17 protein-coding genes are annotated in these 23,585 nt (G+C 51.8%); 4 read left to right on the forward strand and 13 right to left on the reverse strand.

From position 1 onward, the window contains the following. Positions 1-125: 125 nt before the first annotated feature. The gene (locus IEY53_RS13600) at positions 126-3,599 is read left to right on the forward strand and encodes a glycoside hydrolase family 2 TIM barrel-domain containing protein (protein ID WP_189025711.1); all 3,474 of its coding nucleotides are present in this window, start codon (positions 126-128) and stop codon (positions 3,597-3,599) included. A gap of 203 nt (positions 3,600-3,802) precedes the next feature. Here the strand turns inward: IEY53_RS13600 and IEY53_RS13605 are convergent, their stop codons facing one another. From IEY53_RS13605 to IEY53_RS13615, 3 genes are all read right to left on the reverse strand, one after another. Next, complete coding sequence (locus IEY53_RS13605; protein WP_229696139.1) at positions 3,803-4,393, reverse strand: hypothetical protein; 591 nt, start codon at positions 4,391-4,393, stop codon at positions 3,803-3,805. Positions 4,394-4,409: 16 nt separating this feature from the next. Continuing rightward, entirely contained in the window at positions 4,410-6,632 is a 2,223-nt protein-coding gene (locus tag IEY53_RS13610) for a hypothetical protein (protein ID WP_189025713.1), read from the reverse strand. A 195-nt stretch (positions 6,633-6,827) separates the two neighbouring features. Next, positions 6,828-7,172 (reverse strand): hypothetical protein, encoded by a 345-nt coding sequence (locus tag IEY53_RS13615; protein WP_189025715.1) that lies wholly within the window; start codon positions 7,170-7,172, stop codon positions 6,828-6,830. Between the two features lie 384 nt (positions 7,173-7,556). On the opposite strand from IEY53_RS13615, the gene IEY53_RS13620 reads away from it, so the two are divergent. Continuing rightward, entirely contained in the window at positions 7,557-11,375 is a 3,819-nt protein-coding gene (locus IEY53_RS13620) for an S-layer homology domain-containing protein (protein WP_189025717.1), read from the forward strand. A 560-nt stretch (positions 11,376-11,935) separates the two neighbouring features. After that, a complete protein-coding gene (locus tag IEY53_RS13625) occupies positions 11,936-12,211 on the forward strand; it encodes a GerAB/ArcD/ProY family transporter (protein WP_229696140.1) in 276 nt (91 codons plus the stop codon). Here the strand turns inward: IEY53_RS13625 and IEY53_RS13630 are convergent. Continuing rightward, positions 12,186-12,818, reverse strand: coding sequence for a YfbR-like 5'-deoxynucleotidase (locus tag IEY53_RS13630; RefSeq protein ID WP_189025719.1), 633 nt, complete (start codon positions 12,816-12,818; stop codon positions 12,186-12,188). The two genes, IEY53_RS13625 and IEY53_RS13630, sit on opposite strands and share 26 nt — an antisense overlap. A gap of 178 nt (positions 12,819-12,996) precedes the next feature. On the opposite strand from IEY53_RS13630, the gene IEY53_RS13635 reads away from it, so the two are divergent. Beyond that, positions 12,997-13,878, forward strand: a complete 882-nt coding sequence (locus tag IEY53_RS13635) for an aldose 1-epimerase family protein (protein WP_189025721.1) — start codon at positions 12,997-12,999, stop codon at positions 13,876-13,878. A gap of 79 nt (positions 13,879-13,957) precedes the next feature. Here IEY53_RS13635 and IEY53_RS13640 read toward each other — a convergent pair whose 3' ends face one another. The 9 genes from IEY53_RS13640 to IEY53_RS13680 form a co-directional block, all read right to left on the reverse strand. After that, a complete protein-coding gene (locus tag IEY53_RS13640) occupies positions 13,958-14,335 on the reverse strand; it encodes a hypothetical protein (RefSeq protein ID WP_189025722.1) in 378 nt (125 codons plus the stop codon). Between the two features lie 235 nt (positions 14,336-14,570). After that, on the reverse strand, positions 14,571-16,157 hold the full coding sequence (locus IEY53_RS13645; RefSeq protein ID WP_189025724.1) for an FAD-dependent oxidoreductase: 1,587 nt from the start codon (positions 16,155-16,157) through the stop codon (positions 14,571-14,573). Positions 16,158-16,189: 32 nt separating this feature from the next. Next, positions 16,190-17,089, reverse strand: coding sequence for an ROK family protein (locus tag IEY53_RS13650; protein ID WP_189025726.1), 900 nt, complete (start codon positions 17,087-17,089; stop codon positions 16,190-16,192). Positions 17,090-17,157: 68 nt separating this feature from the next. Further along, entirely contained in the window at positions 17,158-17,988 is an 831-nt protein-coding gene (locus IEY53_RS13655) for a MurR/RpiR family transcriptional regulator (RefSeq protein WP_189025728.1), read from the reverse strand. Beyond that, positions 17,966-18,682 (reverse strand): N-acetylmannosamine-6-phosphate 2-epimerase, encoded by a 717-nt coding sequence (locus IEY53_RS13660; RefSeq protein WP_229696155.1) that lies wholly within the window; start codon positions 18,680-18,682, stop codon positions 17,966-17,968. The genes IEY53_RS13655 and IEY53_RS13660 overlap by 23 nt, the downstream gene beginning before the upstream one ends. A gap of 26 nt (positions 18,683-18,708) precedes the next feature. Then, positions 18,709-20,256: a DUF4127 family protein gene (locus IEY53_RS13665; protein WP_189025730.1), complete on the reverse strand. Its 1,548-nt coding sequence runs from the start codon at positions 20,254-20,256 to the stop codon at positions 18,709-18,711. Positions 20,257-20,316: 60 nt separating this feature from the next. After that, entirely contained in the window at positions 20,317-21,135 is an 819-nt protein-coding gene (locus IEY53_RS13670; protein WP_189025732.1) for a carbohydrate ABC transporter permease, read from the reverse strand. After that, the gene (locus tag IEY53_RS13675; protein WP_189025734.1) at positions 21,135-22,016 is read right to left on the reverse strand and encodes a carbohydrate ABC transporter permease; all 882 of its coding nucleotides are present in this window, start codon (positions 22,014-22,016) and stop codon (positions 21,135-21,137) included. Before IEY53_RS13675 ends, IEY53_RS13670 begins: the two co-directional genes overlap by 1 nt. 67 nt (positions 22,017-22,083) lie before the next feature. Next, on the reverse strand, positions 22,084-23,412 hold the full coding sequence (locus tag IEY53_RS13680) for an ABC transporter substrate-binding protein (protein ID WP_229696141.1): 1,329 nt from the start codon (positions 23,410-23,412) through the stop codon (positions 22,084-22,086). Between the last annotated feature and the right edge of the window lie 173 nt (positions 23,413-23,585).

The raw sequence follows: 23,585 nt of genomic DNA on the forward strand, positions 1-23,585 counted from the left end.
CGGCTCCTGAGTCCGTCTGACCAGAAAAATGAGCTTTTTACGCCAAATAACGTTTCTACGGTCCGTTCATTCTGTCAACAGCTTATTTTTAGGTTGAGCCATAATAGAAAGGAAGCTTATCCTCCATGAAAAAAAGGAAGTATAACGGAGACTGGCAATTCAGCAAGCAGCCGCTTCATTCCCGGCTGGAGCTGGTGGCATCCAGTCCGGATTGGATACCGGTTACCCTGCCTCATGATTGGCTGATCTATGACACCCGCAATCTCTATGAAAACGGAGAAGGCTGGTACCGGCATACCCTCACCTTGGATGAAGTCCCGCCTCACAGCCGCCTCTCCCTCCGCTTTGAGGGCGTCTATATGAACTCTACGTTGTACGTGAATGGACAGATGGCCGGGGAGTGGAAATACGGTTACTCCACTTTTGAATTTGACATCACTCCTTATCTGAAGGTTGGCGAGAATGCGATATATATGCGCGTGATTCATGAGGCCCCCAATTCCCGCTGGTATTCAGGGGCCGGAATCTACCGCTCGGTGTGGCTGAACACCTACCCCGAGACTCACCTTGTTCCCGATGGGATTTACATTGTTGCCCGCAACACGGCAGATGACTTCTGGACGGTAAATGTGGAAACGGAGCTGCGGATCGGTCTCCTCTATCCGGCATCCGGACTCTCCCTCCGGCACAGTATTCTTGATGCCGAAGGTACAGTGATCGCACAAGAGAAGTGTAGTGTTTCCGCAGAGAACAACGGGCAGACCGCACAAGTCCATGCCAGCCTGCAGGCAGAACGGCCGCTGCTCTGGGATATCGGAAGCCCCCATCTCTACAAGCTGAGAACTGAACTGCTGTATGAAGATCAGGTCATCGATGAGGAATTGCAGGTCTTCGGGTTCCGTACCTTTGAGCTGGACAGTCAGACCGGATTCTCGCTGAACGGCCGCCATCTCAAAATTTACGGGGTCTGCCAGCATCATGATCTGGGCTGCCTGGGCGCTGCCGTCAACAAGGCTGCGCTGCGCAGGCAGTTCCTGCTGCTTCAGGAGATGGGAGTGAACGCCATACGGACAGCTCACAATATGCCCGCAGTGGAGCTCATGGAGCTGGCGGATGAGCTGGGCGTGCTGATCGTCTCGGAAGCTTTTGACATGTGGGAACGCAGCAAAACTACTTATGATTATGCCCGCTTTTTTCCGGAATGGTGGAAACGGGATATTGCCAGCTGGGTGCGGCGGGACCGCAACCACCCCAGTCTCCTGATGTGGAGCATCGGCAATGAAATTTACGATACGCACGCAGATGCCCGTGGCCAGGAGATCACCAGGGAGCTGCAGGAAGAAGTGCTGGCCCACGATCCCCGGGGCAATGCCTTCGTAACTATCGGCTCCAACTATATGCCTTGGGAGAATGCGCAGAAATGTGCGGATCTGGTCAAGGTTGCCGGCTACAACTATGCGGAGAAATACTATGATCTTCACCATCTGGAGCATCCCGACTGGATCATCTACGGCAGTGAAACCTGCTCCACTGTGCAGAGCAGAGGCATCTATCATTTCCCGCTGGCCCAATCGGTCCTGGCGGACGACGATGAGCAGTGCTCCTCTCTGGGCAACAGCTCCACCAGCTGGGGGGCCAAGAGTACGGAGCACTGCATTATCGCTGATCGGGACGCCGCTTATTCCCTGGGACAATTCCTCTGGACCGGCTTCGATTATATCGGAGAGCCTACGCCCTATTTCACCAAAAATTCCCACTTCGGACAATTGGATACGGCGGGGTTCCCCAAGGACTCTTATTACATTTATCAGTCGGCATGGACGGATTACAGAACACGTCCTATGGTTCATATCTTCCCCTACTGGGATTTCTCGGAGGGCCAGCTGATTGATGTGCGTGTCTGTTCCAATGCTCCGCGGATTGAGCTGTTCTGGAACGAAATCTCCCAAGGCAGCTTCGACATCGATCATCTGAATGGACAAAAGCTGCTTGGAGAATGGCAGCTGCCGTACGCTCCAGGCGTCCTGCATGCCGTCGCTTATGATGAAGAAGGCAACGTGATCGCGACAGACCGGATATCCTCTTTTGGAGATGCTGCTTCCTTGGTCCTCACTCCCGATAAACGGGAGCTTTCGGCTGACGGATCGGACCTGATTTTTGTTACCATCACTACTGTGGATGAGGAAGGACGGACGGTCGAAAATGCCAACAACCGGGTTCAGGTAACGGTGGAGGGGGCAGGCCGCCTCGTCGGATTGGATAATGGCGACAGTACCGATTATGAGGCCTACAAAGGGGTAAGCCGCCGGCTGTTCAGCGGCAAGCTGCTGGCGGTCATTGCCAGCACTCTTGAAGCCGGGCCTATCGTCCTGCGCTGCACTTCTCCAGGACTTGCTGCCGGAGAACTATCCCTGGAGGCCGTGGCCCTTCCATCTGAACGTTATACCGGAGATGAACTTGTCCTTTATGCCGATTGCCCATTGGAAGCAGGCGGAGCAGCGGAAGTTACGTCTTCCGCGCCGGATATGGAAATCCCGGTACGGAAACTGGAGATTATCTGCCCGCAAGGTAATACACTGACAGCGGACCAGCGTTCTTTGCCAGTGCGCGTCAAGCTCCACCCGAGCAATGCCACCTGTCAGGAGGTGCAGTGGCGGGTTACCAATGCCGCCGGGATTGATGCCAATGAAGCAACCCTTGTGGCCGGCGGCCATGAAGCCGTTATTACGGGTTTGGGCGATGGGGAGGTCTATGTCCGCTGCGGCACAAGGAGCGGAGCGGAAGGCATTCGTCTCTACTCCCAAATGGAATTCAAACTCTCCGGTCTCGGAAAGTCCGCTCTGAATCCTTATGAATTCATCTCCGCCGGCAATCACAGCCGTGCCAGCCGGAACCTGACCAACGGCAATGAGCGCGGAGTGGCTACGGAGCGGGAGGGGGAAAGCCTGATCGCTTTTGAGCGGATCGATTTCGGAGACTATGGAGCCGATGAGATTCTGCTCCCCATCTTCTCTCTGGACAGCGAATCATTCCCTATTGAAATTTGGGAGGGCATTCCGGGAGAAGCGGGCGCGTTGCTGCTGTCCACAGTAACATACCAAAAACCATCCAAATGGAATGTGTATCAGGAAGAAATCTACAAACTGCCCAAACGCTTGACGGGAATGACTTCCCTGTCCTTTGTCTTGCGGCGGAAGATCCACTTGAAAGGTTTTCAATTTCTGCAAAAGCACAAAGCTTACGAACGCCTCGGCGCCCTGGACAACAGCCGGATCTACGGGGATTCATTTTCTGTTGCAGAAAATGCGATTGAAGGCATCGGCAACAATGTCTCTCTCGTTTTTGCCGGAATGGACTTCGGGGATCAGGAATGCTCACGGCTTGTCATCAACGGACGCTCTCCACTGGAGAACAACACGCTTCATCTCCTGTTCAGCGGACCGCAAGGCGAGTCGAAGCAGCTTATTGAGTTTGCAGGTACAGGCAGCTACACAGCGCGCGAATTCACGCTAGAGCCTGTAAGCGGCAAACAGACGGTAACCTTCCTGTTCCTGCCCGGCAGCCAGTTTGACCTTCAGTGGTTCCAGTTCTACCCTTAATCCTATACAAAACATTAACGGCGGCTTGGTCCCGGCACCTGGATTTAGATTCCAGATACCGGATGACCAGCCGCCGTTTGTTATTTATGATCATGGTGGGATATGAACATAATTGACCTGCTTCATGAAACCGTTATTTAGGTTATACTTTCCAATCTTTACTGTTTATACAAGCGAATTGAGTTTGGTTTATTGGTTGTATTCTACGATCTTGTTGTTGTCCATCTTAAATTCTGTAAAAGTTTTCTGTCAATATAGGACTCTGTTATTACTGAAAAATCGTCTGAATTGTTGTGGAGACCATGAGACATTATGAATTTCTTTTCATTCTCCATAACCATCTCAATACCAACCTCATTTGGTAATTCAGCAAGCAAGGCATTATGCGGCTCACGCTTAATAATATTTACCATACTTATTCTCTGCCCTACTATTTGGTTCCAATCAGAATTGCTGTATTGTTTATCTAGGGCACTAATAGAATACAGCTCAGTATCATTTTCGATAGGCTCATCAGTTATATAGCCTGTATCATCTTTTTCAATCCATATAATAACCGAATTTTGTGCAGGATCACTAGCTGCTCCTATTACTAACCCTGATTGAAAGTACATTAACACTGGTCCCGCGGTTAATGAGAAAACGTCTTCCTCTGCAATCTCACACTGCTCCATAGCATCACTACTTTCCCACCAACTAAATCTTATCAGCTTGCAAAGCGTCTGATTTCGTATAATTTGAAACAATTTTAATTTATTTGACGGGATAGAACTTTTTCTAATGTCTTCATCCATAAAAAGAATCCTCATTTCAATCTAAATTCTTTCTGGCAGCTTCAATAAGTAAATCTATCATTCTTAAGTTATTGGCAGATGGCTTTTCACCAATCACTACGTCTAATGGATCTGCAACTACAACATTTCCATCTTTCCCTATTAAAAATTGAAGATCATTAATCTTAACTTTTTTCTCAACCATCATTTTTTTAATAGTATTTAGATCATTGATACTTTGTTGATTTAATAAATGTGACTCTCCTACTATTCTTATTTTACCATTTTGTAACTTTACTACATCCTTAGAACCTTGGGCAAATTTATCAAACATAAGAGCTGGGTTACCATCAACGTCTACCGAATGAGCATTTACCGTAGGAAGTCCCAGTTCGTTCAACTTGTCGAGCAATTTAACCTCATCATCCAGTAACACTTTTGGCTTGCCAGGTTTTAAAACACCTACAGCTTTATCATTCCCGTAAGCATAAACATCCTTGTTTCCACCACTCCCCAAATGTTCTCCCAAATCATTTTTAGAGATATTTATATTTTTCGGAGCTTTTACCTTCCCCTCAATCCCCTCACGACCCTCCCCATTCCTCTCCCCATTCCTCTCCACTTTCCACACCTGACTCCACGGTTTAAGCGGCCCGGTGAATCCTTGAGTTTCCGGGATCAGTTGATTCCCAAATGGATTCAGGTTCGGGAATTCGAAATTCTTTATCGCATCCGGGACCTTCTTCACTGCATCCGATATCGGGTCCAGCACTTTGTCCGCTACTTTGTCAGCGACTTTAACGATGCCGGTTGCTTTGGTGATTTGTAACCCGGGGACCAGAACGGAGGCTGCCTCACCCAGCATTTTGGCCTGTTTTTCGGGTGTGCCTTCGTCGAAGTTCTTATACATCGTCTTCGCAGCCTCGACGATCACTTCCGGGTTGTTAAAGATATAGGTAGCCTTGTCCACCATTTCCCGGGTCATTTTCTCCGGGTCGATGACATAATTGAAGCCGAACTGGACGGTGCCCACCACAGCCATCACCGTGGATTCAACAAACCCGCCTACAAAAGCGTTAATGACCTTATCCGTCTGGTCCATTGTTTTACGCCACTCGGTCATCCCATAGGTTTCTTCCAGCCAGTCGTTATATCCCAGCAGCTTTCTATACTCCCCGTCCATCACCTTTTCTTTATAATACGCCCGGGTCGTATCGTTCCTTTTGTTCTCTGCCGTAATCGGTGTGCCGTCCGGCAAGGTCGTGGGCGGGCTATTCAGCCGCTTATATTCCGCCAGCTGCCTTTCCAGTTCCCGCTGAAGCTCCGCCCGCTTTACCGCCTGCTCAATATCCTCGTAATGGGTTTTCGCCCATTCCCGGTATTTGTCACTCACCAGCCCCAGCGCGATGGCCAAACGCAGCTCCTCGTTTGTAGGCACCGCGGACCGGTCCTTTTGCAGCGGGTTGTACGTGCACGCAGAGAGCGGCGACCCTTTGTACTGGCTCCGAAGATCCACATTCAGATACAGCCCGGGGTCCACACCCAGCTCCTGAAGCAGTTGCCGCTGCTCCTCGGCATGCAAGCTTGCCGACTCCATATATTCCACATTACCATATTTCTCATAGATCCGATAAGCCACCTGGCTCCGCCCGATCTCGTTCAAAGCCTCGGCGATTCTCGCCAGTTGCTCCCGCGCCTGCTGCTGCTCTTCGGGGCTGCCGTGATCCCTCTGCTCCAGAAGAGAAGCGATCTTCGCCTCGTCTACAAACGGCTGCAGCCGTTTGTCCACCGAAGCATCCCTGACGTTCTGCAGCAGATCCTTGATCATCTCGAAGAGCGTAGGCGTGCTGCGCAAAAGATCCTGTAGCCCGCCCGCTGCCCGGTCCCTTGCTGTCTGCAGCCACCTGCTGAACAGCGTACTCGTTTGCTTCCAGGTAAAACTTGGCGGCGCCTTCATCAGGTTTCGGGCCTGCTTCTCTGTAGTTTGGTACTGACCCACAGCCCAGCGGAGTGTCGATTCTTTCTGGTACAGCCGGCTGCTGATCGAAGCTGCCAGATCCCTTGTCTCCCGCAGCAATCGCTCCAGGTCCTGAGCCGGAGAGCGGACATCGGAGGATTCGGGATAGGCCGATTGGGCAGAACGCACTTGTTCCGATACGGCATTGTACATCCCGGTGACCTGCTCCTCCAGCGTGCGGTTCAGGCGTTTCATCCCCTGCTCCAGCTCCAGCAAGCGGTTTAGCTCCACTTTTTGCTGCATGATTAACCTCCGGGTACATCCTCACTAGATTCAAGAGAATATTATGTATTTAAATTCTATATTTCTATTATACCCATATTTTCTCATCCATTAAATGAAAGATTGTGTTCCATATGAAACAACTAACAAACAAAAGATGCCCCAACAACATGATTGTTGGGACACTCCTACTGTAAACCTTAATACTCTTGTACCTTAACGCGTTTTGGTAATAAGGAATGGAATGACCGTCCGGGCAACCCCCGTTGGGTTCTCGATAATCAAGATCCACTGCGTATCGCTGGACGGGAAGCTGTCCGTCGGCCAGGCGGAGTTGAAGCCGCTGATAGTCCAGCCTGCGTTAATCACCGCTCTGCCGGATCCCGCGTTAAAAGTAAGAGTGAGGAAGCTGTTTGCGCCGATAGTTACAGGTGCAAACTGGGTACGGCGGAAGCCACCTCCGAGGTTTTGTGTCACACGTACCTGTTTGGAGCGAAGCAGAACTTTTTTACCTTTTAATACAGCCGCTTTCTTTCTGAGCAATGTTTTTTTTGCTACCATATAATCTCCTCCTTTTTCCAGTGATAGTTCATCATATGAAAGTGGTAGGATGTAAGCTTGGATGAATGAACCTCGCGATTAATCCAGATTTCACGAGAGTGCTATAAGGGATGATCAGAAATTTAAGCTTACCTATGTGTCTCTCTTACCAAAAGATAGGATTTGCTCCAACATTCAACCATATCCTTCCGGGATATGGTTTTTAGTTTACATAAGTAATTCTTTCATTTAACAGGGCAGGTACAGAACCCCGATATAATAAATCTCATGTAAGGACAAACCTGCATATATTGTGTCTCCATTAGATTCGTTAAGAATCCATTAGAGACAGAGGAGAGAAAAAATATGTTAAACCGGAAGCTTCCCCACAGGTTTAAGGCTTTATTGAACAGAGCAACACTGTTCCTTCTATTCATTAGCATTCTCGCAAGCACCCTTCAACCGGCAGGGCTTATTTTAGCTGACACTCCCCATCCGGACACTTTGGTCATCGAAGATTTCGAGCATAACCTAAGTGATAATGTGCTGGTGCAAAAAAGGAACTTTTCCGGCGCGATGAGCCTGGAGTCGGACCCACGGCATGTCCGTTCCGGCCTGAATTCCGTCCGGATGGATTATGATTACATTGGAATTAAAGAGAACCCTTCCTATATCTATGTAGGTCCGGCAGCTCCGCTTACGCTCACCGGTATCCCTCAAAAGATCGGAATGTGGGTCTATGGAAACAACGACGGGCATCTCATTTTCAGCAAATTCAGAGACGGCAACGGAAAATCCTTTGAAGTGGAATATCTGGACCCTGACGTGGGTGTGAACTGGACAGGCTGGAAATACATCGAGGGTGAAATCCCTCAGGATAAAGTTGGTCCTATCAAGCTGGAAATCTATATGCGGATTGAACAATCCGTGATGGACAAAAAAAATAAAGGCACCGTCTGGGTGGATGACATCCGCCTGGTCTATGAACAGGACCCTAGTGAGGATATGGGCGTCCCTTCACTGGAAATGATGTCTCCGGGCAATGAAGCCCAGATTGATACCCAATCGCCACATATTCAGCTGCTCGCTGCAGATACGCAATCAGGTATTGATCCCGGTTCCGTACAATTAAGTCTGAATGGCCACCCTGTAGAACCTAAGTATGAAGCAGCGACCGGCCTCATTTCCTATCAACCCTCTGCTGCCCTGGCAGGAGGATATCACACCGTTCAGGCCGCTGTGTATGACATGTCCGGGAATCCTGCCGGAAGAAGCAGCACCTTTTTCATCCGTGAAGGCATCCGGTATCAGCTGGAAGGCCCTTCGGAGGTCATCAGTAATACAACTTTCCAATTAAAGCTTCAGGTTAAAGCTGCTGCTGACTTAAAAGATGCCTACGCCCAGCTTAACTATGATCCGCAAACCCTGGAAATAACCTCGGCAGACCCTGCCGTCGATCCATCTCTGGTTGCCCAAAATGAAATTGACCCTGTACAAGGGCAATATCAAATCAAGCTTGCCGGATTGGGCAATGATTCATTGCCGGACGATGGCACCCTTGTACAGCTGAATATGACGGTAAAACCCAGCGCCAAGATGGAACGCGGCGAGCTGTTCAAATCCATTACCATGAGCGACGGCAGCTTCCGGATGTCGGCAGGAGAAGCAGTGTATGCGCTGGCGCCTCCACATCCATACAAGATTGGTTTTCCTTACGTTCTTTCTATAAAAGGAAGCTCTCTTCATACACCAAGCACCTTGCGGGTTACGGATGCTGCCGGAACACCAGTGGAGGGCGTTTCCGTTACTCTCCCTAATCCGCTTCAACCACAGTATTATGCCAAGGTAAAAACCGCTCAGACTCCGGTATACACCAATGCCGACTCGTCTTCGGTATTGCTCTCTTCCGCTGTACAAGGCGAGCAGTTTTTATCTAACGGAGTCATCAGCGGCGAATATACAGCAGTCTATTTACCCGACGGCAAAACCGTGGGCTGGATCGCTAGCGCTGAGCTTGAGACCGGACTTTTGACCGAAGGCTGGGGACTAACCGATGCCAACGGTGAGATCCGAACACCTTTGACGACGCTGGCCTTAACAAGTCTGGATCTTCAGGCAGTGAACGGGGATAAGGTCAGCAAAGTGTTCACACTTAATGTAGTACCACAGCTTGGCGCCGATAAGCCGGAGTATGTGCGAACTTTTGTAACCGAAGATATGAAAAGCACCCTAAGCATCGTTTGGAGAACCGCTCCCCGTGTGGAGCAAGGGGTTATACAATATGTACAAGCCAGTGATTTCGCCGGTTTCGATCAGCCTAATATTCAGGAGCAGGCTGCTGAACCGGAGCTTCTAATGGCTCCTGACCGTGTGGGGGAAACGTTGTTCCACAAAGGCAAATTGTTGAACTTATTGCCGGGAACGGAATACCGTTACCGTGTCGGCAGCCCGGACCATTGGAGCGAAACGTTTACCTTCCGGACAGAAGCAACAGCTCCGGATGCCTTCTCCTTTTTGTTCGTGACCGATTCCCACACCAATAATGAAGAAGCGTTCCATATTCATCAGAATTTGATGAGCAATGCTTTTGCCAAGTATCCGGACGCCCGTTTTGTTATGCACGGTGGCGACATCGTCGATGACGGCGGCAAAATGATGGAATGGGAACAGGATATGAAGGCTGCACAGTTATACAGCGGCAACGTACCATCCGCCTACACTATAGGCAATCATGATGTTAAGAATGGCGGGAAGCAAGTATTTACAACAGCCCTGGGCCTGCCGGGCAATGGAATGAAAGATCAGGAGTACTTAACTTATTCCTACGATTATGAAGATACTCATTTTGTTGTCTTGAACTCTGAAGCAGATGAAGTGGATATGCAAAAACAAGCGGTGTGGCTGCGGGACAACTTAGAAGCCAGCACCAAAAAATGGAAAGTAGCCATGTTCCACCGGCCTGCTTATCATACCGAAGATGGGCGTGGCCCCGAGCTGGTTAGCCATTACTTGGCCCCTGTTCTGGAAGAGCTTGGCGTAGATCTGGTACTGGTTGGACATGATCATGCACTCGCATGGACGTATCCTATGAAGAAGGGTCAGCCGCTGAAGGATGGCAGTCCAGGAACGGTCTATCTGGCAGGGGGATCTTCCGGCTGGAAGTTCTATGATGCGGTCAAACACGATTACTTGAACTATCTGTACGATGACAATTTCCCGGTGTATTCCGCTATAAACATCAACAAGGACCGGATTCTGATTGAAGCCATTAAATCGGATGGCCAAATGCTGCAAGCCTTAACCATTACCAAACCTAAAGCTTTGGAACCGGATCCTGAACCGACTCCCGGGACAAGTCCTAGCCCAACTCCTGGCACAAGTCCAAGTCCGGCTCCTAGCGTAAGTCCAAGTCCGGTAGCCAGTCCATCGCCTAGCCCAATGCCTAGCTCGAATCCCGGCGTTGGAACAGGCTATAATCCAAGCCCTTCAGCAAGCTCAGGGCCAACGGCAACACCTTCAGCAGCTCCAACCAATCCTCCTGCGCCTGTGGACAAGCCACAACCTGCCCTATTTATTGGCGGAGTGAAGACGGAAGCCTTGAAGGATGCATTTAAGATTAGGCTTGCGGAGGATAATCAACCCCCGGCTTCAGCAGCTTTTACTGACATTGCTGATCTGTGGAGCAGCCGGACGATATCGATCTTCCTTCAACTACAAGTCATCAACGGTTACGGGGACGGTACATTTAGACCGAACCACAAGATCACCCGTGGTGAATTTGCCCAGGTCGTTACTAAGGTATTTGGCCTGACGGCAACAGATTCCCCGGTTGATCTCTTAAAAGATACCGAAGCCCATTGGGCTAAAGAGGCCATTGCTATACTGTCTTCTAACGGGATCATCTCCGGATATCCGGATGGAACCTTTAAGCCTGACCGGGAAATCAGCCGCGCCGAAATCGTTCTGATTCTTTCCAGAATCGTCAATTTCGATAACGCCCCTGCTCTGGAAAGTAAGGTTGTCTTCAGTGATACCGTAAACTCCCGGAACAAGGAGCTGATTGCCAAGGCCGCCCAAATGGGCCTGATACAAGGTCAGGGCAATGGCAAATTTGCTCCCGAACAGGCAGCGACCCGGGCCGAAGCCTTAACGATCCTGATGAACGCCCTTTGTTTGGACCCGGAATTAAAGACTTTATTGAGTCAATTCCCAAATCAACAATAAATGAAAACAGCTATATAGATTGAACTTTTAATTTTTAAATTTAGGATTGGATTGTGACTACGGCGAATGTTTGGACTTCCGGCCGCTGTTGTCTACAGATTTCTTTATTTATACCGCTCTACACGGTTGAAATCTGCAGACAAAGGCGGTCGCTTCCGCTCCTTCAGTTCCAAAATCCCCCTCCGTCACTGTTCCTATATTCTTATATTTTCAGGTTCAATCTATATAGTCTCAAACCGTAAACAAGCAGCGAGTCCCCGGTTATAGGAGACTTGCTGCTTGTTGTTTTGGTTCAATCAGCTTGCTTAAGTAACTAAGGGCAAGCAAAAGCGATCTGACTTCTGACAGCGCAAATAGTGCGTGTACATTCTCTTGTAAGAATTGCTTCTGCTCGAATAATGGAGAGGACGGACTGACCCGCGGAAAAGCGGCAGCGGTCGCCTTTGTGTCCGGATTTTCACCGCTAAGGAGGATAAAAAAATCTGAATACAAGAGCGATTGGAACAACGATCCGTTCGCGGAGCGTGCATATTTTGGAGGCGTATTGACCGGGGGGGCTGATGACTAGCATCATTGTGCTGCTTAGCGTGCTTGTCCTAGGAATAGAGCAAACCGAAAACAGCACCTTTCCTGCCTTCGCATTGGCCAAATCCATTAATGTCGGCAATTTTCTGCAACGCGTGGAAGGCATATTGATCACTATTTGGATACTCACATTTTTCATCAAGATCTCACTGCTGTTTCTTTCTATTCTAAAAGGGACACAAACTGTAGCATCGGCTGGTTCAGAACCAGGTTCAAGCAGGCAAGCTAAAGCGCCAACGCTTCTTCTGTAATCCGTTTGATATCCACGGAAGAAATCGTCTCTTCATTCACCATATCGGGCAAAATCTGTTCCAAAAAGTACTCTACGCATTTTAAATTAATGTTTTTGATTTTTACCAGGGCATTGCGGTACATCACCACAAACTCCCTTTCGGAGTTTCCTTTTTGCAGCTCGGAGAATGCTTCATAGACCTGGTCCATTTTATCGGCAACCTCCAGAATCAGGCCTTCGATAGAATCATCCTTGCCTTCGCGCAGCTGGTTGTGGAAGATCCCCTTGAACTCCTCGGGAATATGCTCTTCTATGAAGTGATTTACCATGCCTTCCTCGACCTGTTGGATTAATACCCGCAGCTCCGGCGAGGAGTGTTTGACCGGTGTCTTGATGTCTCCAATAAAAATTTCGCCGTAATCATGACTGCTCGTGATCTCGTAAAGCTTTTTCCAATCGATGACCACGCCCCCATGCTTCTCTTCAATATCGGCCAGGGTCTTGGCGTATTGCACTACTTTCCAGGAGTGGGCTGCTACCGTGTGCACTTCGAATTTGAACTTTCCCGGGCAACGAAAAATTCTTTCAAGCTCATTCAGAGACCGAAAATACGTGTGGATTCCCATCAATCAGCCATCCTTTGTTATATATTTAGAGGTTGCCCAGGTCAAAATGGACTTCCTCACAGTATAGGCGGTCAGTGTTAAGCGAGGATTAACGCGCTGTCATCCCCTTAAGAAGTTTGATAGAATATGATCTAAGCCGGCAGCAAGCCGAACATTCATGTGAAGGGGGACAAAAGGAATGAATAAACGATTACAAAACGGAGAGGCCGAAGCCGTGATCAGTACGCTTGGAGCGGAGCTCGTCAGTTTCCGAAGAAAGGATACCGGTGCCGAATACATATGGAGCGGGGATGCCGCTTATTGGACAGGCCGTTCTCCGGTGCTGTTCCCCATCATTGGCGCAGCGAAGAACGGGGAGATCAAGGTGGACGGCCAAGCCTATACGATCGGCAATCACGGTTTCGCCAGACGTTGCGAATTTACACTGGTCGAAGAAAGCGACACCACCGCAGTCTTCCTGCTGTCCCATAGTGAGAGCACCTTGGACAGTTATCCCTTTAAGTTCAACCTCTATATTACTTATACCTTAAACGGCAATCAGTTGGAGCTCGGATATCGGGTGGACAATATCGATGAGCAGGACATCTTCTTCCAGCTAGGCACTCACCCGGCTTTTAACTGCCCGTTTGCCGGAGAAGGGAGCCTGGCTGATTATTTCCTGGAGTTTGACGAGCCGGAGCATTTGGAACGGCTGTTTCTGAATGCCTCAGGTCTGCTGATCAGCGGCAAATCAGAGTCTGTTCTCCATGAGGAGCAGCAAGCTATCCTGCCGCTGAACCATGAAATGTTCTATGATGGCGCATTAATCTTCAGAGAGGTAAATTCCCGGCAGATCACACTGAAGAGCAAACTTTCCGCCACAAGTGTAGTGGTGTCCTATCAGGGATTCCCTGATCTTGGCATCTGGCAGCCCAAGGATGCTCCGTTTGTATGTATTGAACCTTGGCATGGAGTAGCGGATAGCGAACACTTTGAAGGTGAACTTCAGGATAAAGAAGGGATTATCCGTCTTACGCAAGGTGCCGATTTCACCAGCTCCCTGACGATTGAAATCCGCTGAGTGGTACAACAAAAAAGGCCGCAGTTTCACCTGTCCGGTGCTGCGGCCCTCCTTCCAAAAACAACGGGAAACCGCTGCTTCAGTCCTGATCCTTCTTGATCACAATCTCCGATCTGGGCGCTTCGGCTAAAGCTTCAGCGGATGGAGTAATATCTTTGGCGGATTCAGGAGCTGCCTCATTCGCATCGCCAAGCTCCGATATTTTCCACTGGTTCGCATGGATCTCCGCCTTTAGCCCGAGAATGTGGTTTACATGGTTCTCGAACTGGGCCGGAGGCAGCGGCTCTGCTCCCGAGACAGCAGCTTCGAACAACAGCTTGCCCATCGTCTGATATTCCTGGTCGATTTCTTGTTGCTTGTTGTGATTCTGCAATTTCAGCCGGTTAATCTCGACCATGGTCTTGGCTTTGTTCCCCGCCTCCGCCACGCCGGCTTTAAACTTGTCCAGAAAGCTCATGTGTGGGCTCCTCCATTCTTGTGACAGCATGCCTTCTCCTTATCTTCGCCAACCCCTGAGAAATCCCTTCAAATTCAAGCCGATTTCATAGAGTACCTGCAGAATCAGCGGAACCATAGAGCCGGAACCGGCAGCAGCACCGTTAAACCATAAAACAGGACGTTATTCCGGTGTCTGACCGAACCAACGTCCCGCTTCATTATATGTCCGTCCCCCGCAGATCTGCTGCGGCCATCTACTTCTGTAGTTCTTCCTCCGTCCAGTGCAGCTGAACTCCCCGATCCAACAGCTGCTGCTGATAAGCTTTGCGATGAGCTGCCGATTCCTGAACCTCACGGGGGCTAAGCGCATGTTTCACTGCATAGGAAGCCAAAACCCCGGCGGCTTCTCCAATATTCCATTCGGTCGGATGCAGACGGTAGCATCCGTTCGCAATCTGGGTCATGGATATGTTTTTACAGGCCGGGAGCAGGTTCCGGATTCGTACAGGAATCAGAGCTCCCAGCGGAATTTCATAAGGATGATTAGGGATGTAGAAGGTCCGCTGGGTTACGGTTGTCGGATGAAGATCCAGATGATAACTTCCCACGCCTACGCTGTCTTCATAACGCTTTAATCCCTTGCCGCCACGCAGTTCCTGGCTCACATCAAATTCGGTGATTGTATACAGTCCGCAGATGCGCCGCGATTCCCGGATATAGGGAGCTTTTGCCAGTCCATCTGCGGTACCGAGCACATCCCCGCGTAGTCTCACGCCCGGATAACCCTGCCCGCCCTCCAGGCGCGGGGCCTCGGTCTGCAGCCAATACACCAGCGACAAAGTCAGCTGTCTGGCCCCTTCCAGATGCATTTTCCGCTCTTCCGGCGAGACACCGATCAATGGACCTGCATAATAATCGTTCAGAGCCCAATTCAGCAAGGTCACTTCCCCTTCGTTAAGCGGCTCTGACCATATCGAGGGATCAACGATCCGGCGGTAATCCCACAGCGACACAATCCCCTGGTCATTTTGAAACATGGTGAACTGCTTCAGCTTGGTCGTATCTGCGGCGTCAGAAGCATACCAGCTGAGAATGGGATATGTCGAGAACGACGGAACATAGCGGAGCCAATGCTCATAATCCCGGGGACGCTCAATGGTAAAATCCCCGCCCGGCACATAATCCACGGCCGCCACATGTGTGATGGACTGCATATCGAGCGGGTCCGCTTCCTCCAGGGCATGCGGCTCGCCAGTCTCCCGCCGGGATTCGGCGCCGCTGACATGCTCTGCCCCGGCAAGCGGCAGCAAATCGCCACATTCGGTCGCATCCAGATAATAAGCACCCCGCAGCCGGATTTCCGCTCCGCTTTCTTGCTGCAGTACGGTTACAGAGACGATCACATCGCCGTCTGTTTCCGCACGGACCGGCACTGTATGATAGAGCACCTCGATGCGTCCCGTGTTTATATACGGTGCCAGCATTTCATGAAGAACAGCAAGCGCCACCTTCGGTTCATGGGCCAGCCTGCTGACCCAGCCATTCCCCGGGTTCAGCAGGGGATCCTGGGCTGCAGCCTCCGTAAGCGGATAATTCCGTTTATAATAGTCCCTCACTCTGCTGCGAAATTCACGGTAGGAGGCCGTACTGCCGGACTCCTCAATCCAGCGGTGCTCATCGGGGGGAACCGCCTGCGAAGTAAGCTGCCCCCCAAGCCAGTCCGTCTCCTCCGTGAGTATTACGCGTTGCCCCGATTTGGCTGCTGCCAGCGCTGCCGCTGTCCCGCCGAGTCCGCCGCCGATGATAATAACATCACTCTCTTTGTCCTGTACCCACACCATACTGCAAATCCTCCTTGTGACTGCCAGAATGATTAACGTATCCGGTTCTCCGAAAGACGATCCAGCACAAGCTTGGCAACCCCAAAGCAGCCGGCCCGGTTCCCAAGCTCCGCCGCCACCACCGCTGCTGCGCCCAGTTTGTTTAACAAAAGCGGCCACCAGGTGGCCTGATCGTGGATGACTCCCCCGCCGATAATGATCAACTCCGGATCGACTGCCACGGCGATATTGTCTGCCACAAGCGCCACAGCCGAAGTGTACCGCTCCAGCACCTCTACAGCTGCCGCCTCTCCCTTGTCTGCTTCAGCCATAAGTTCTCTGCCATGCCCATAAGCTCTGCCCGTCAGCTCGTGACCCAGTCGCACCAGCGCGGTGCCTGAAATATATTGCTCCACACAACCCCGTTTGCCGCAATTGCATAGCCGTCCTCCCGGAACCAGCACGCTGTGTCCCCACTCGCCGCCGCTCCAGCGGGCTCCGCGTACCAGTCTGCCCGCAGTCATATAGGCACCGCCAACCCCGGTGCCCAGCGTCAGCATGACCAGATCGTCTTTACCGCGCCCTGCTCCAAGCCAAACCTCGCCCAACAGCGCCGCATTGGCATCATTCTCGGCAGCAGCGGGCAGCCCGAACTCGCTGGCTGCCCACGCCGTGAGCGGCATCCCCTGCCAGCCGGGCAGGTTGCCGGTGGCGTATACCACTTCCCCCGTCTCCGCATTCACCCTGCCTGCAGAAGCGATGCCGATCGCTTGGGCTTCCGGGACCTGAACCATCAGTTCATCAATAAGCTCCCGCAGTTTGGCAAGGATTGCCTCCCGGCCCAGCCTGGCATCTGTAGCACGTGCCGCCTCCGCCAGAACCCTTCCATCTTCCCGGACGCCCAGCCCCTTGATCCCCGTGCCTCCGATATCCACACCGATGACTTGCCGCACCGCATCCGCACCCCCGCTTCCCCTTTATTCGTCCGGACTGCTCCGATACAGCTGATCAGTCACACTTCTCAATAAATACGGTCAATGACGGCCCGCGCCGTCAACTCCTTCATCTTTTTCGTCTCTTCGGCATGCCTGCGCGCCAGCCCTTCACACAGCAGATCGATAATGAACAGCTGAGAGATCTTGGCGCCCAGAGAACCGCCTTCCAGCGGCGATTCCTTCCCCGCAGTCAGCAGCACAATATCCGCGAGGGAGGCAATCGGAGATTTGGCGTAGTTCGTCATGGCAATGACCTTCGCGCCGTTCTGCTTCGCTTTCATCAGCATATCGTTTGTGTCCAGCGTACTGCCGGATACACTGATGCCAAAAGCGACATCGCCTTCGCCCATGGTTACCGCCAGCATCGACTGGATATGGCTGTCGGCAATCGCCTCCACACGCCGGCCAATCCGCAGGAAACGGTTCTTCGCATCCAGGGCGGTGATGCCCGAGGATCCCACACCAAAGAATTGCACATGCCTGGCCCCGTCGATGCAGTCCACTGCCTGCTCCAGCTGTTCGCGGTCCAGCATCCCCAGGCTGGACTGGAGCACACCTGTCATGGAAGCGTACAAGTGGGTGGCATAGTCGCCTTCCCCCTCACCGCCTTCTTGCTGGGCCTGCTGCCGTTTCGGCAGCCCCTGGGCCAGCATCAGCTTGAAATCCTGGTATCCTTTGAAGCCGATTTTGCGGCAGAAGCGCATCACCGTCGTCTCCCCGGTACCGGCAAAGTCAGCCAGTTCAGTTACCGACAAATAGATCAGATTATCAGGGTGGGCAAGCACACACTTGGCCACCTTCTGCTCCGATTTGGTCATGGAAGGATAGTAGGTATTAATTCGGTCGTTCATTTCCATTGTTTCTCATCCTCACTTTTCTCGTCACTGCCGCGAACCGTTCCGTAATGAGCTGCGGCCTTGTTATAGCGGAGCCCACTACAACCGCATAAGCTCCCAAATCCAGCGCGGCTTCAACCTCCGCAGGCTGACTGATTCTGCCTTCGGCGATCACCGGAATGGATAAACGCTCCGCTGCGGCTTGCAGCAGTTCCAAATCCGGTCCTTCCTGCTTAACAGAATACGCCGTATAACCCGACAGGGTAGTTGAGACACAGCTGACACCGAGTGACTCCGCATATACAGCTTCCTCCAGAATCGAGATGTCTGCCATCGAGCTGACACCTGCCTGCTTCAGATAGGCGGTGATTTGCTCCAGCGTGCAATGCTCCGGCCGGATCTGCCGGGTAGCATCAAAAGCAATCATATCCGCCCCGGCCTCCAGCAGCTCATCAATTTCCCGGAGCGTCGGTGTAATATAGACCTCCGATCCCGGATAATCTCGTTTCACAATCCCGATGACCGGCAGCGCAACCGCTTGTTTGATCGCCCGGGCATCAGCCGCTCCGTTCGCGCGGATGCCAACAGCCCCGCCTTCCTCCGCAGCCGCCGCCATCCGCGCCATGATGTCGGCCCCGTGCAGCGGCTCACCCGGAAGCGCCTGGCAGGAGACAATCAGTCCCCCATGGATTCTCTCCAAAATAGTTGCAGTCAGGGTCCCCACCCTCTCTCTCCTATATTCTACTCTACTCTTCCACTGCCGGAGGCCTCAAACCGTACCGACAGTCCCACCTCAAACATCCGGTTCCACGGCATATAACAATCGGTGATGATGACTGCTCCAGCCGCTGTATCAATCCGCTGGGCCAGTTCCTCGCGCAGCCGTTCCTCCACGCGGGCTGCAACCGTACCGCGAGGCCCATCCAGCAGGTATTTGCCGTAGCCCATCTCCTGCACAGGCCCCTCGCTGAGTTCCCCCCGCACCACCGAGCAATAGCAGACATCCTCGGCATAACGCAAAGCGAGGAAATCCAGATGCTCCTGCGAACGGCCGTAATGGAGGTAGATCATCGCCTGCGCAATTACAGTTCCCAGCGAATTGGAGCTGGTATTCCAGCCCGCATATCCGGCAAGTTCGAACAACAGGCCTTTGCGGCGCAGCATTTTGACCAGCTTCCGGTCGCCTCCATTGGCGTATCCGACATCCGCGACAGCGACCGGCTTCCCCTTACTCCGCAAGAGGTAGTCTCCGTATTCTACCAGCTCCATCACATTGCGGTACACATCATAGCTATGACAGGAATGTTGCTGCGACACCGCCTCCATCATCGTCTCTCCCGGCGTGTTGACCAGCAGCACGAGATCCGCTTCCTCCGTACTTGAAGCAAGCAGTCCGCCTGCGGCCATAATCTGATATTTCAGTGTCTCATAGAAGAAGCGGTCTTCGAACAGCGGTATAACGAAAGCGCCTTGCACCGAAGACAGACGCGGATAGATAAGCGGCACCCGGCCTGCGGCCTTGTTCATCATCCGTGTGAGCAGCACGCAGCCCACCTCATCCGCTCCGGGATACATATAGACGTTAAGCTCCAGGTCAAGCTCTGAAATCCTTGAACGGATCTTCTCCTGGTCTTTGGCGGTATGCCCGTATGGGGCCGAGTCATCCTGCGGAACAATCATGAACTCGATGATCCCTTCCTCCACCAGCGCCAGCACCTGCCTGCTCGCTTCAATATTTACCGCCCGCCGGCCCAGATAATCCTCCAGCACATTCCCGGGGAGCCGGATATCAATCTCGGCCAACTCGCGGATTTCTTCTTCTGTTGCTATGCCCAGCTCCAGACGGTGACCGATGAAGCCTGTGCGGAAGATCTCCCGCCCCCAGTCGGCATAATAATCCGGCTCTTCATCCGACAGGGAGTACTGCGGGCAGCGCATGATCAACTGAAATGCATAAAGGGTAAGCGCCGGATACCGCTGTTTGATTCCGCGCAGCCGGTTCAGCCTTGCCGTCAGTTCCTCCGGCTGCAGTTCATGCAGCCGCGAGGGGATAATCCCGCCATACAGCAAGGTATCCAGCGCAACTACCGCCCCATCCGCCTCCGCACAGCTTTCTTCGAACCAGGCCCATAACTTCTCCACATCGGCTGGACGTTTCTTGAGCCCCATAATCTCCATCGGGGGACGATTGACTTCGAACTCTGTTCCACGCGCCAGCAAATACGGGAACTCGTAATTGCAGGGCCGTTCATCCAGCGGAACAAATGCAATGCTGTGGTGCTTTGACATAGGGACATCATCCTTTCTCCTCTATAATCAATGCCGAGTATAATCAATGCCGAGGCTCTCCTAACCTTTGATGGCTCCAGCAATCCCTTCCATATAATATTTCTGCGTGAACAGGAACACGATGATAATCGGCAGCACCGAGATCATCGTCCCGGCGGCAATCCAGCCGAAGTTATACGAGAACTGGCCGTTCAGATAGGTCAGGGCTGCTGCAAGCGGATATTTCTGCGGATCTTCCAGCACCACAATCGGCCACAGGAAGTTATTCCAGAACGCCATCACTTCAAGAAGCCCAATGACTGCGATCCCCGGTTTGACCAGGGGCATGACGAGCTGCAGAAAAATCCGGAGTTCAGAGGCCCCGTCCATTTTGCCCGAATCCCGGATATCTGCCGGAACCCCCAGAAAAGTCTGCCGCATCAGAAAAATATTGAATACCGATACCGCAGCCGGCAGCACAACCCCGAGAAATGTATTGCCCAGATGCAGCGATTGTATCGTCAGATAATGGACAATCATAGCCGTAGCCGACGGGATAATCATCGTGGAAATCAACAGGGTGAAGACCAGATTACGGCCTTTGAACCGGAAGGTCGCCAGCGGATAGGCGGTCAGCGAAGACAACAAAATGTTGAATACAACCCCCAGCAGCGTAATCACTACGGTGTTCCAAATATAACGCGGGAACTCCATGAACTCCCACACCTGCACATAGTTGTCGAAGCCGATGAAGGTCGGCAGAATGGCCGGCGGGCTCGCGAACACATTCCTACCGGGCATCAGTGATACGCTGAGTAGCCAGAGGAACGGCCCCATCATGAACAGGGCGAGTAGGATCAGCAGCAGGTAGATGATGAAATAACGTTGTCCTTTTGCCATCAATACGAATTCACCCCGCCTTTCCTGTTGAGCCGGAACACCAGCACGCTGAGAGCCCCCACCAGCACACTTACGATCAGTCCCAGCGCGGAGGCATACCCGAAGTTGAACTGCTCCAGGCCTTTTTGAAAAATATAGACGCTGGACGTCAGGGTGGACGTTCCCGGTCCGCCTTTGGTCAGAATGTAGACTTCGTCGAACACCCGGATGGCCCCCATGACCGAGATCAGCGTACAAAAAAGAATATGCGGCCGCAGCAGCGGTATCGTCACATTGACAATCAGCCTCAGCGGCCCCGCCCCGTCAACCCGGGCTGCTTCATACAGATCCGCAGGAATGCCCTGCAGTCCTGCAAGATAAAGCATCATGTAGTAGCCGAGGCCCTTCCACATGGTAATAAACATCAGAACATACAGCGCGGTGCTGCTCGTTGACAGCCAGGATACCTGTTCACTGAGAATTCCCGCCTGCATCAGAAGATAATTCACCACCCCGTTATTCCCGAGGAGCCAGCTCCAGATGAGCGCAACAGCAACCATCGAGGTCACAACCGGAATATAGTAAGCGGCCCGGAACATTTTGACACCCGGAATCCGGCTGTTGACCAGAATCGCCATTAATATCGAGAGGATTTGAATCACCGGCACGATAAGCACATACACCAGCGAGTTCCACAGTGAAATGAGGAAATTATGATCCTGAAAGGCCCGGGTGAAGTTGTCGAGACCCACGTATTTCGTTTCCGCAATTACAGAATAATCGGTTAAGGAAAGCGGTATTCCGTAAATCATCGGCCAAAAGGTAAAAAGAGCAAGAAACAGCAAGCCCGGCGCCATAAACGCCCAAGCGGTAAAAGACTCCGAACGCATCGCCTTGTTCACTCTCTCACGCCTCCCTTTCATCCAAGATCGAGGGGGAAGCTCCCCCTCCTCAAGCTGCCCTTCGCTATTAAGAACCTTGGCTCAGAATGTTGTTCACTTCCTTCTCCACAGCGTTCAGCGTCTCCTTAATATCTGCTCCGTTCATCAAAATTTCCTGCAGGCCCCGCGCCAGCGCAGAGTTGATGTCTGCTGCACTCGGCACCCCGACCATATAGTCCGTTGCTTTGTCGAGACTTTGGGAAGAAGCTACCTTGGCTTCGGCTTCCAGCGAGCCGTCAGATTCCGTGAAGAACGGATCAGCAATGGACGCTTTGCTGGAAGGAAGCGTGTTCGCTACCTTGGAGAAGGCAGTCTGATTCTCCGCATTGGTGATAAAGGCGGCGAATTCCACAGCCTGTTCAGGGTTCTTGGACTTTTCCGGCACGACCAGGTTCATCGAGTTGGACAAACGCAGATTCGCTTTGCCTGTCGGCAGCGGCACGGCAATTGTATTTGCATAGACATCGGGCGCGGAGGTTTTGATGAAATTGATAAAGGTTGGACCGGACAGCTGGAACGCGACCTGCTCCCCGGAGAAATACTGAATCTGCTTGCTGAAATCCGCATCCTCCTTGAGCACCACGCCCTCTTTCATCAAATCGCGCATTTGGGAGATCATGGCTTCGGCTTCAGGCGTATTGAAGGCCGCTGCTGTTTTGTCCCCGTTCAGGATTGGGATGCCGTCGATAGGAAACAGCTTGGAGACGAGCTGCTGCGCATATCCGGCAACTCCGGCCTTGTCATGTACCTGGCGGGCCCATTCGACCAGCTCCTCACGGGTTTGCGGGGGATTCGCCGGGTCCAGTCCTGCCTTTTCTACCAGCTTTTTATTCATGAACAGGACTTCTGTTCCTGTATACCAGGGGAGGGCGTATGCTTTATCTTCAAATACCGTGGAATTATAGATACCGTCAAAATAGCTTTTGGCCTGTTCATCTGTCAGATAATCTGCCAGATTAAGCAAAGCGCCTTTGCTGCCGAGCTGACTGGCGAATTCGGTGTTGAGATTGACCACATCGGGGCTTTTGCCGCTGGCTGTACTCGTCAGCAGCCGCTGAGAGATGGCATCGTAGGGATAATCCTTCCATTCAACCGTTACACCCGGATGGCTGCTCTCATACTTCGCGATTAAATCATTGAAATAATCATTAAAGGTAGGCTGAAGAGCAATCGTCCAAAATTCCAGAGTGACCGGCTCGGCTTGGGCTGCAGCTGTCGCTTCCGTCCCCGCTGCCCCGGCGCCTTCCGTAACGGCAGGTTCAACCGTGTTCCCGTTTCCTCCGCAGGCGGCAAGCAGAATCGACATCATCAGCGTGAACAGCAATGACAGCATGAATCCCTTTCTGTTGGTTCTCACACATAATTCCCCCTCAGTAGTAGAGTAAGATAGGAGCTTGCCTGATGTTATATTTGCTACCCCAGGCTCCCTCTTTCAAGAGGAGTATAGCAGATTATGGAATAGTAATGAAGTATTTTTCCTAAAATAAAATAAAAAAAGAAATAATTTTTCTTTTTAAGTCTAACACGATT

The sequence above is a fragment of the Paenibacillus albidus genome, assembly GCF_014644435.1.
In the GTDB taxonomy this organism is placed as follows: Bacteria; Bacillota; Bacilli; order Paenibacillales; family Paenibacillaceae; genus Paenibacillus_AQ; species Paenibacillus_AQ albidus.

What these genes read in the sequence shown, in the direction of transcription:
- IEY53_RS13600 (WP_189025711.1), top strand. Translation starts at nt 126, where the DNA reads ATGAAAAAAAGGAAGTATAACGGAGACTGGCAATTCAGCAAGCAGCCG.
- IEY53_RS13605 (WP_229696139.1), bottom strand. Translation starts at nt 4,393, where the DNA reads ATGGATGAAGACATTAGAAAAAGTTCTATCCCGTCAAATAAATTAAAA.
- IEY53_RS13610 (WP_189025713.1), bottom strand. Translation starts at nt 6,632, where the DNA reads ATGCAGCAAAAAGTGGAGCTAAACCGCTTGCTGGAGCTGGAGCAGGGG.
- IEY53_RS13615 (WP_189025715.1), bottom strand. Translation starts at nt 7,172, where the DNA reads ATGGTAGCAAAAAAAACATTGCTCAGAAAGAAAGCGGCTGTATTAAAA.
- IEY53_RS13625 (WP_229696140.1), top strand. Translation starts at nt 11,936, where the DNA reads ATGACTAGCATCATTGTGCTGCTTAGCGTGCTTGTCCTAGGAATAGAG.
- IEY53_RS13630 (WP_189025719.1), bottom strand. Translation starts at nt 12,818, where the DNA reads ATGGGAATCCACACGTATTTTCGGTCTCTGAATGAGCTTGAAAGAATT.
- IEY53_RS13635 (WP_189025721.1), top strand. Translation starts at nt 12,997, where the DNA reads ATGAATAAACGATTACAAAACGGAGAGGCCGAAGCCGTGATCAGTACG.
- IEY53_RS13640 (WP_189025722.1), bottom strand. Translation starts at nt 14,335, where the DNA reads ATGAGCTTTCTGGACAAGTTTAAAGCCGGCGTGGCGGAGGCGGGGAAC.
- IEY53_RS13645 (WP_189025724.1), bottom strand. Translation starts at nt 16,157, where the DNA reads ATGGTGTGGGTACAGGACAAAGAGAGTGATGTTATTATCATCGGCGGC.
- IEY53_RS13655 (WP_189025728.1), bottom strand. Translation starts at nt 17,988, where the DNA reads ATGGAAATGAACGACCGAATTAATACCTACTATCCTTCCATGACCAAA.
- IEY53_RS13665 (WP_189025730.1), bottom strand. Translation starts at nt 20,256, where the DNA reads ATGTCAAAGCACCACAGCATTGCATTTGTTCCGCTGGATGAACGGCCC.
- IEY53_RS13670 (WP_189025732.1), bottom strand. Translation starts at nt 21,135, where the DNA reads ATGGCAAAAGGACAACGTTATTTCATCATCTACCTGCTGCTGATCCTA.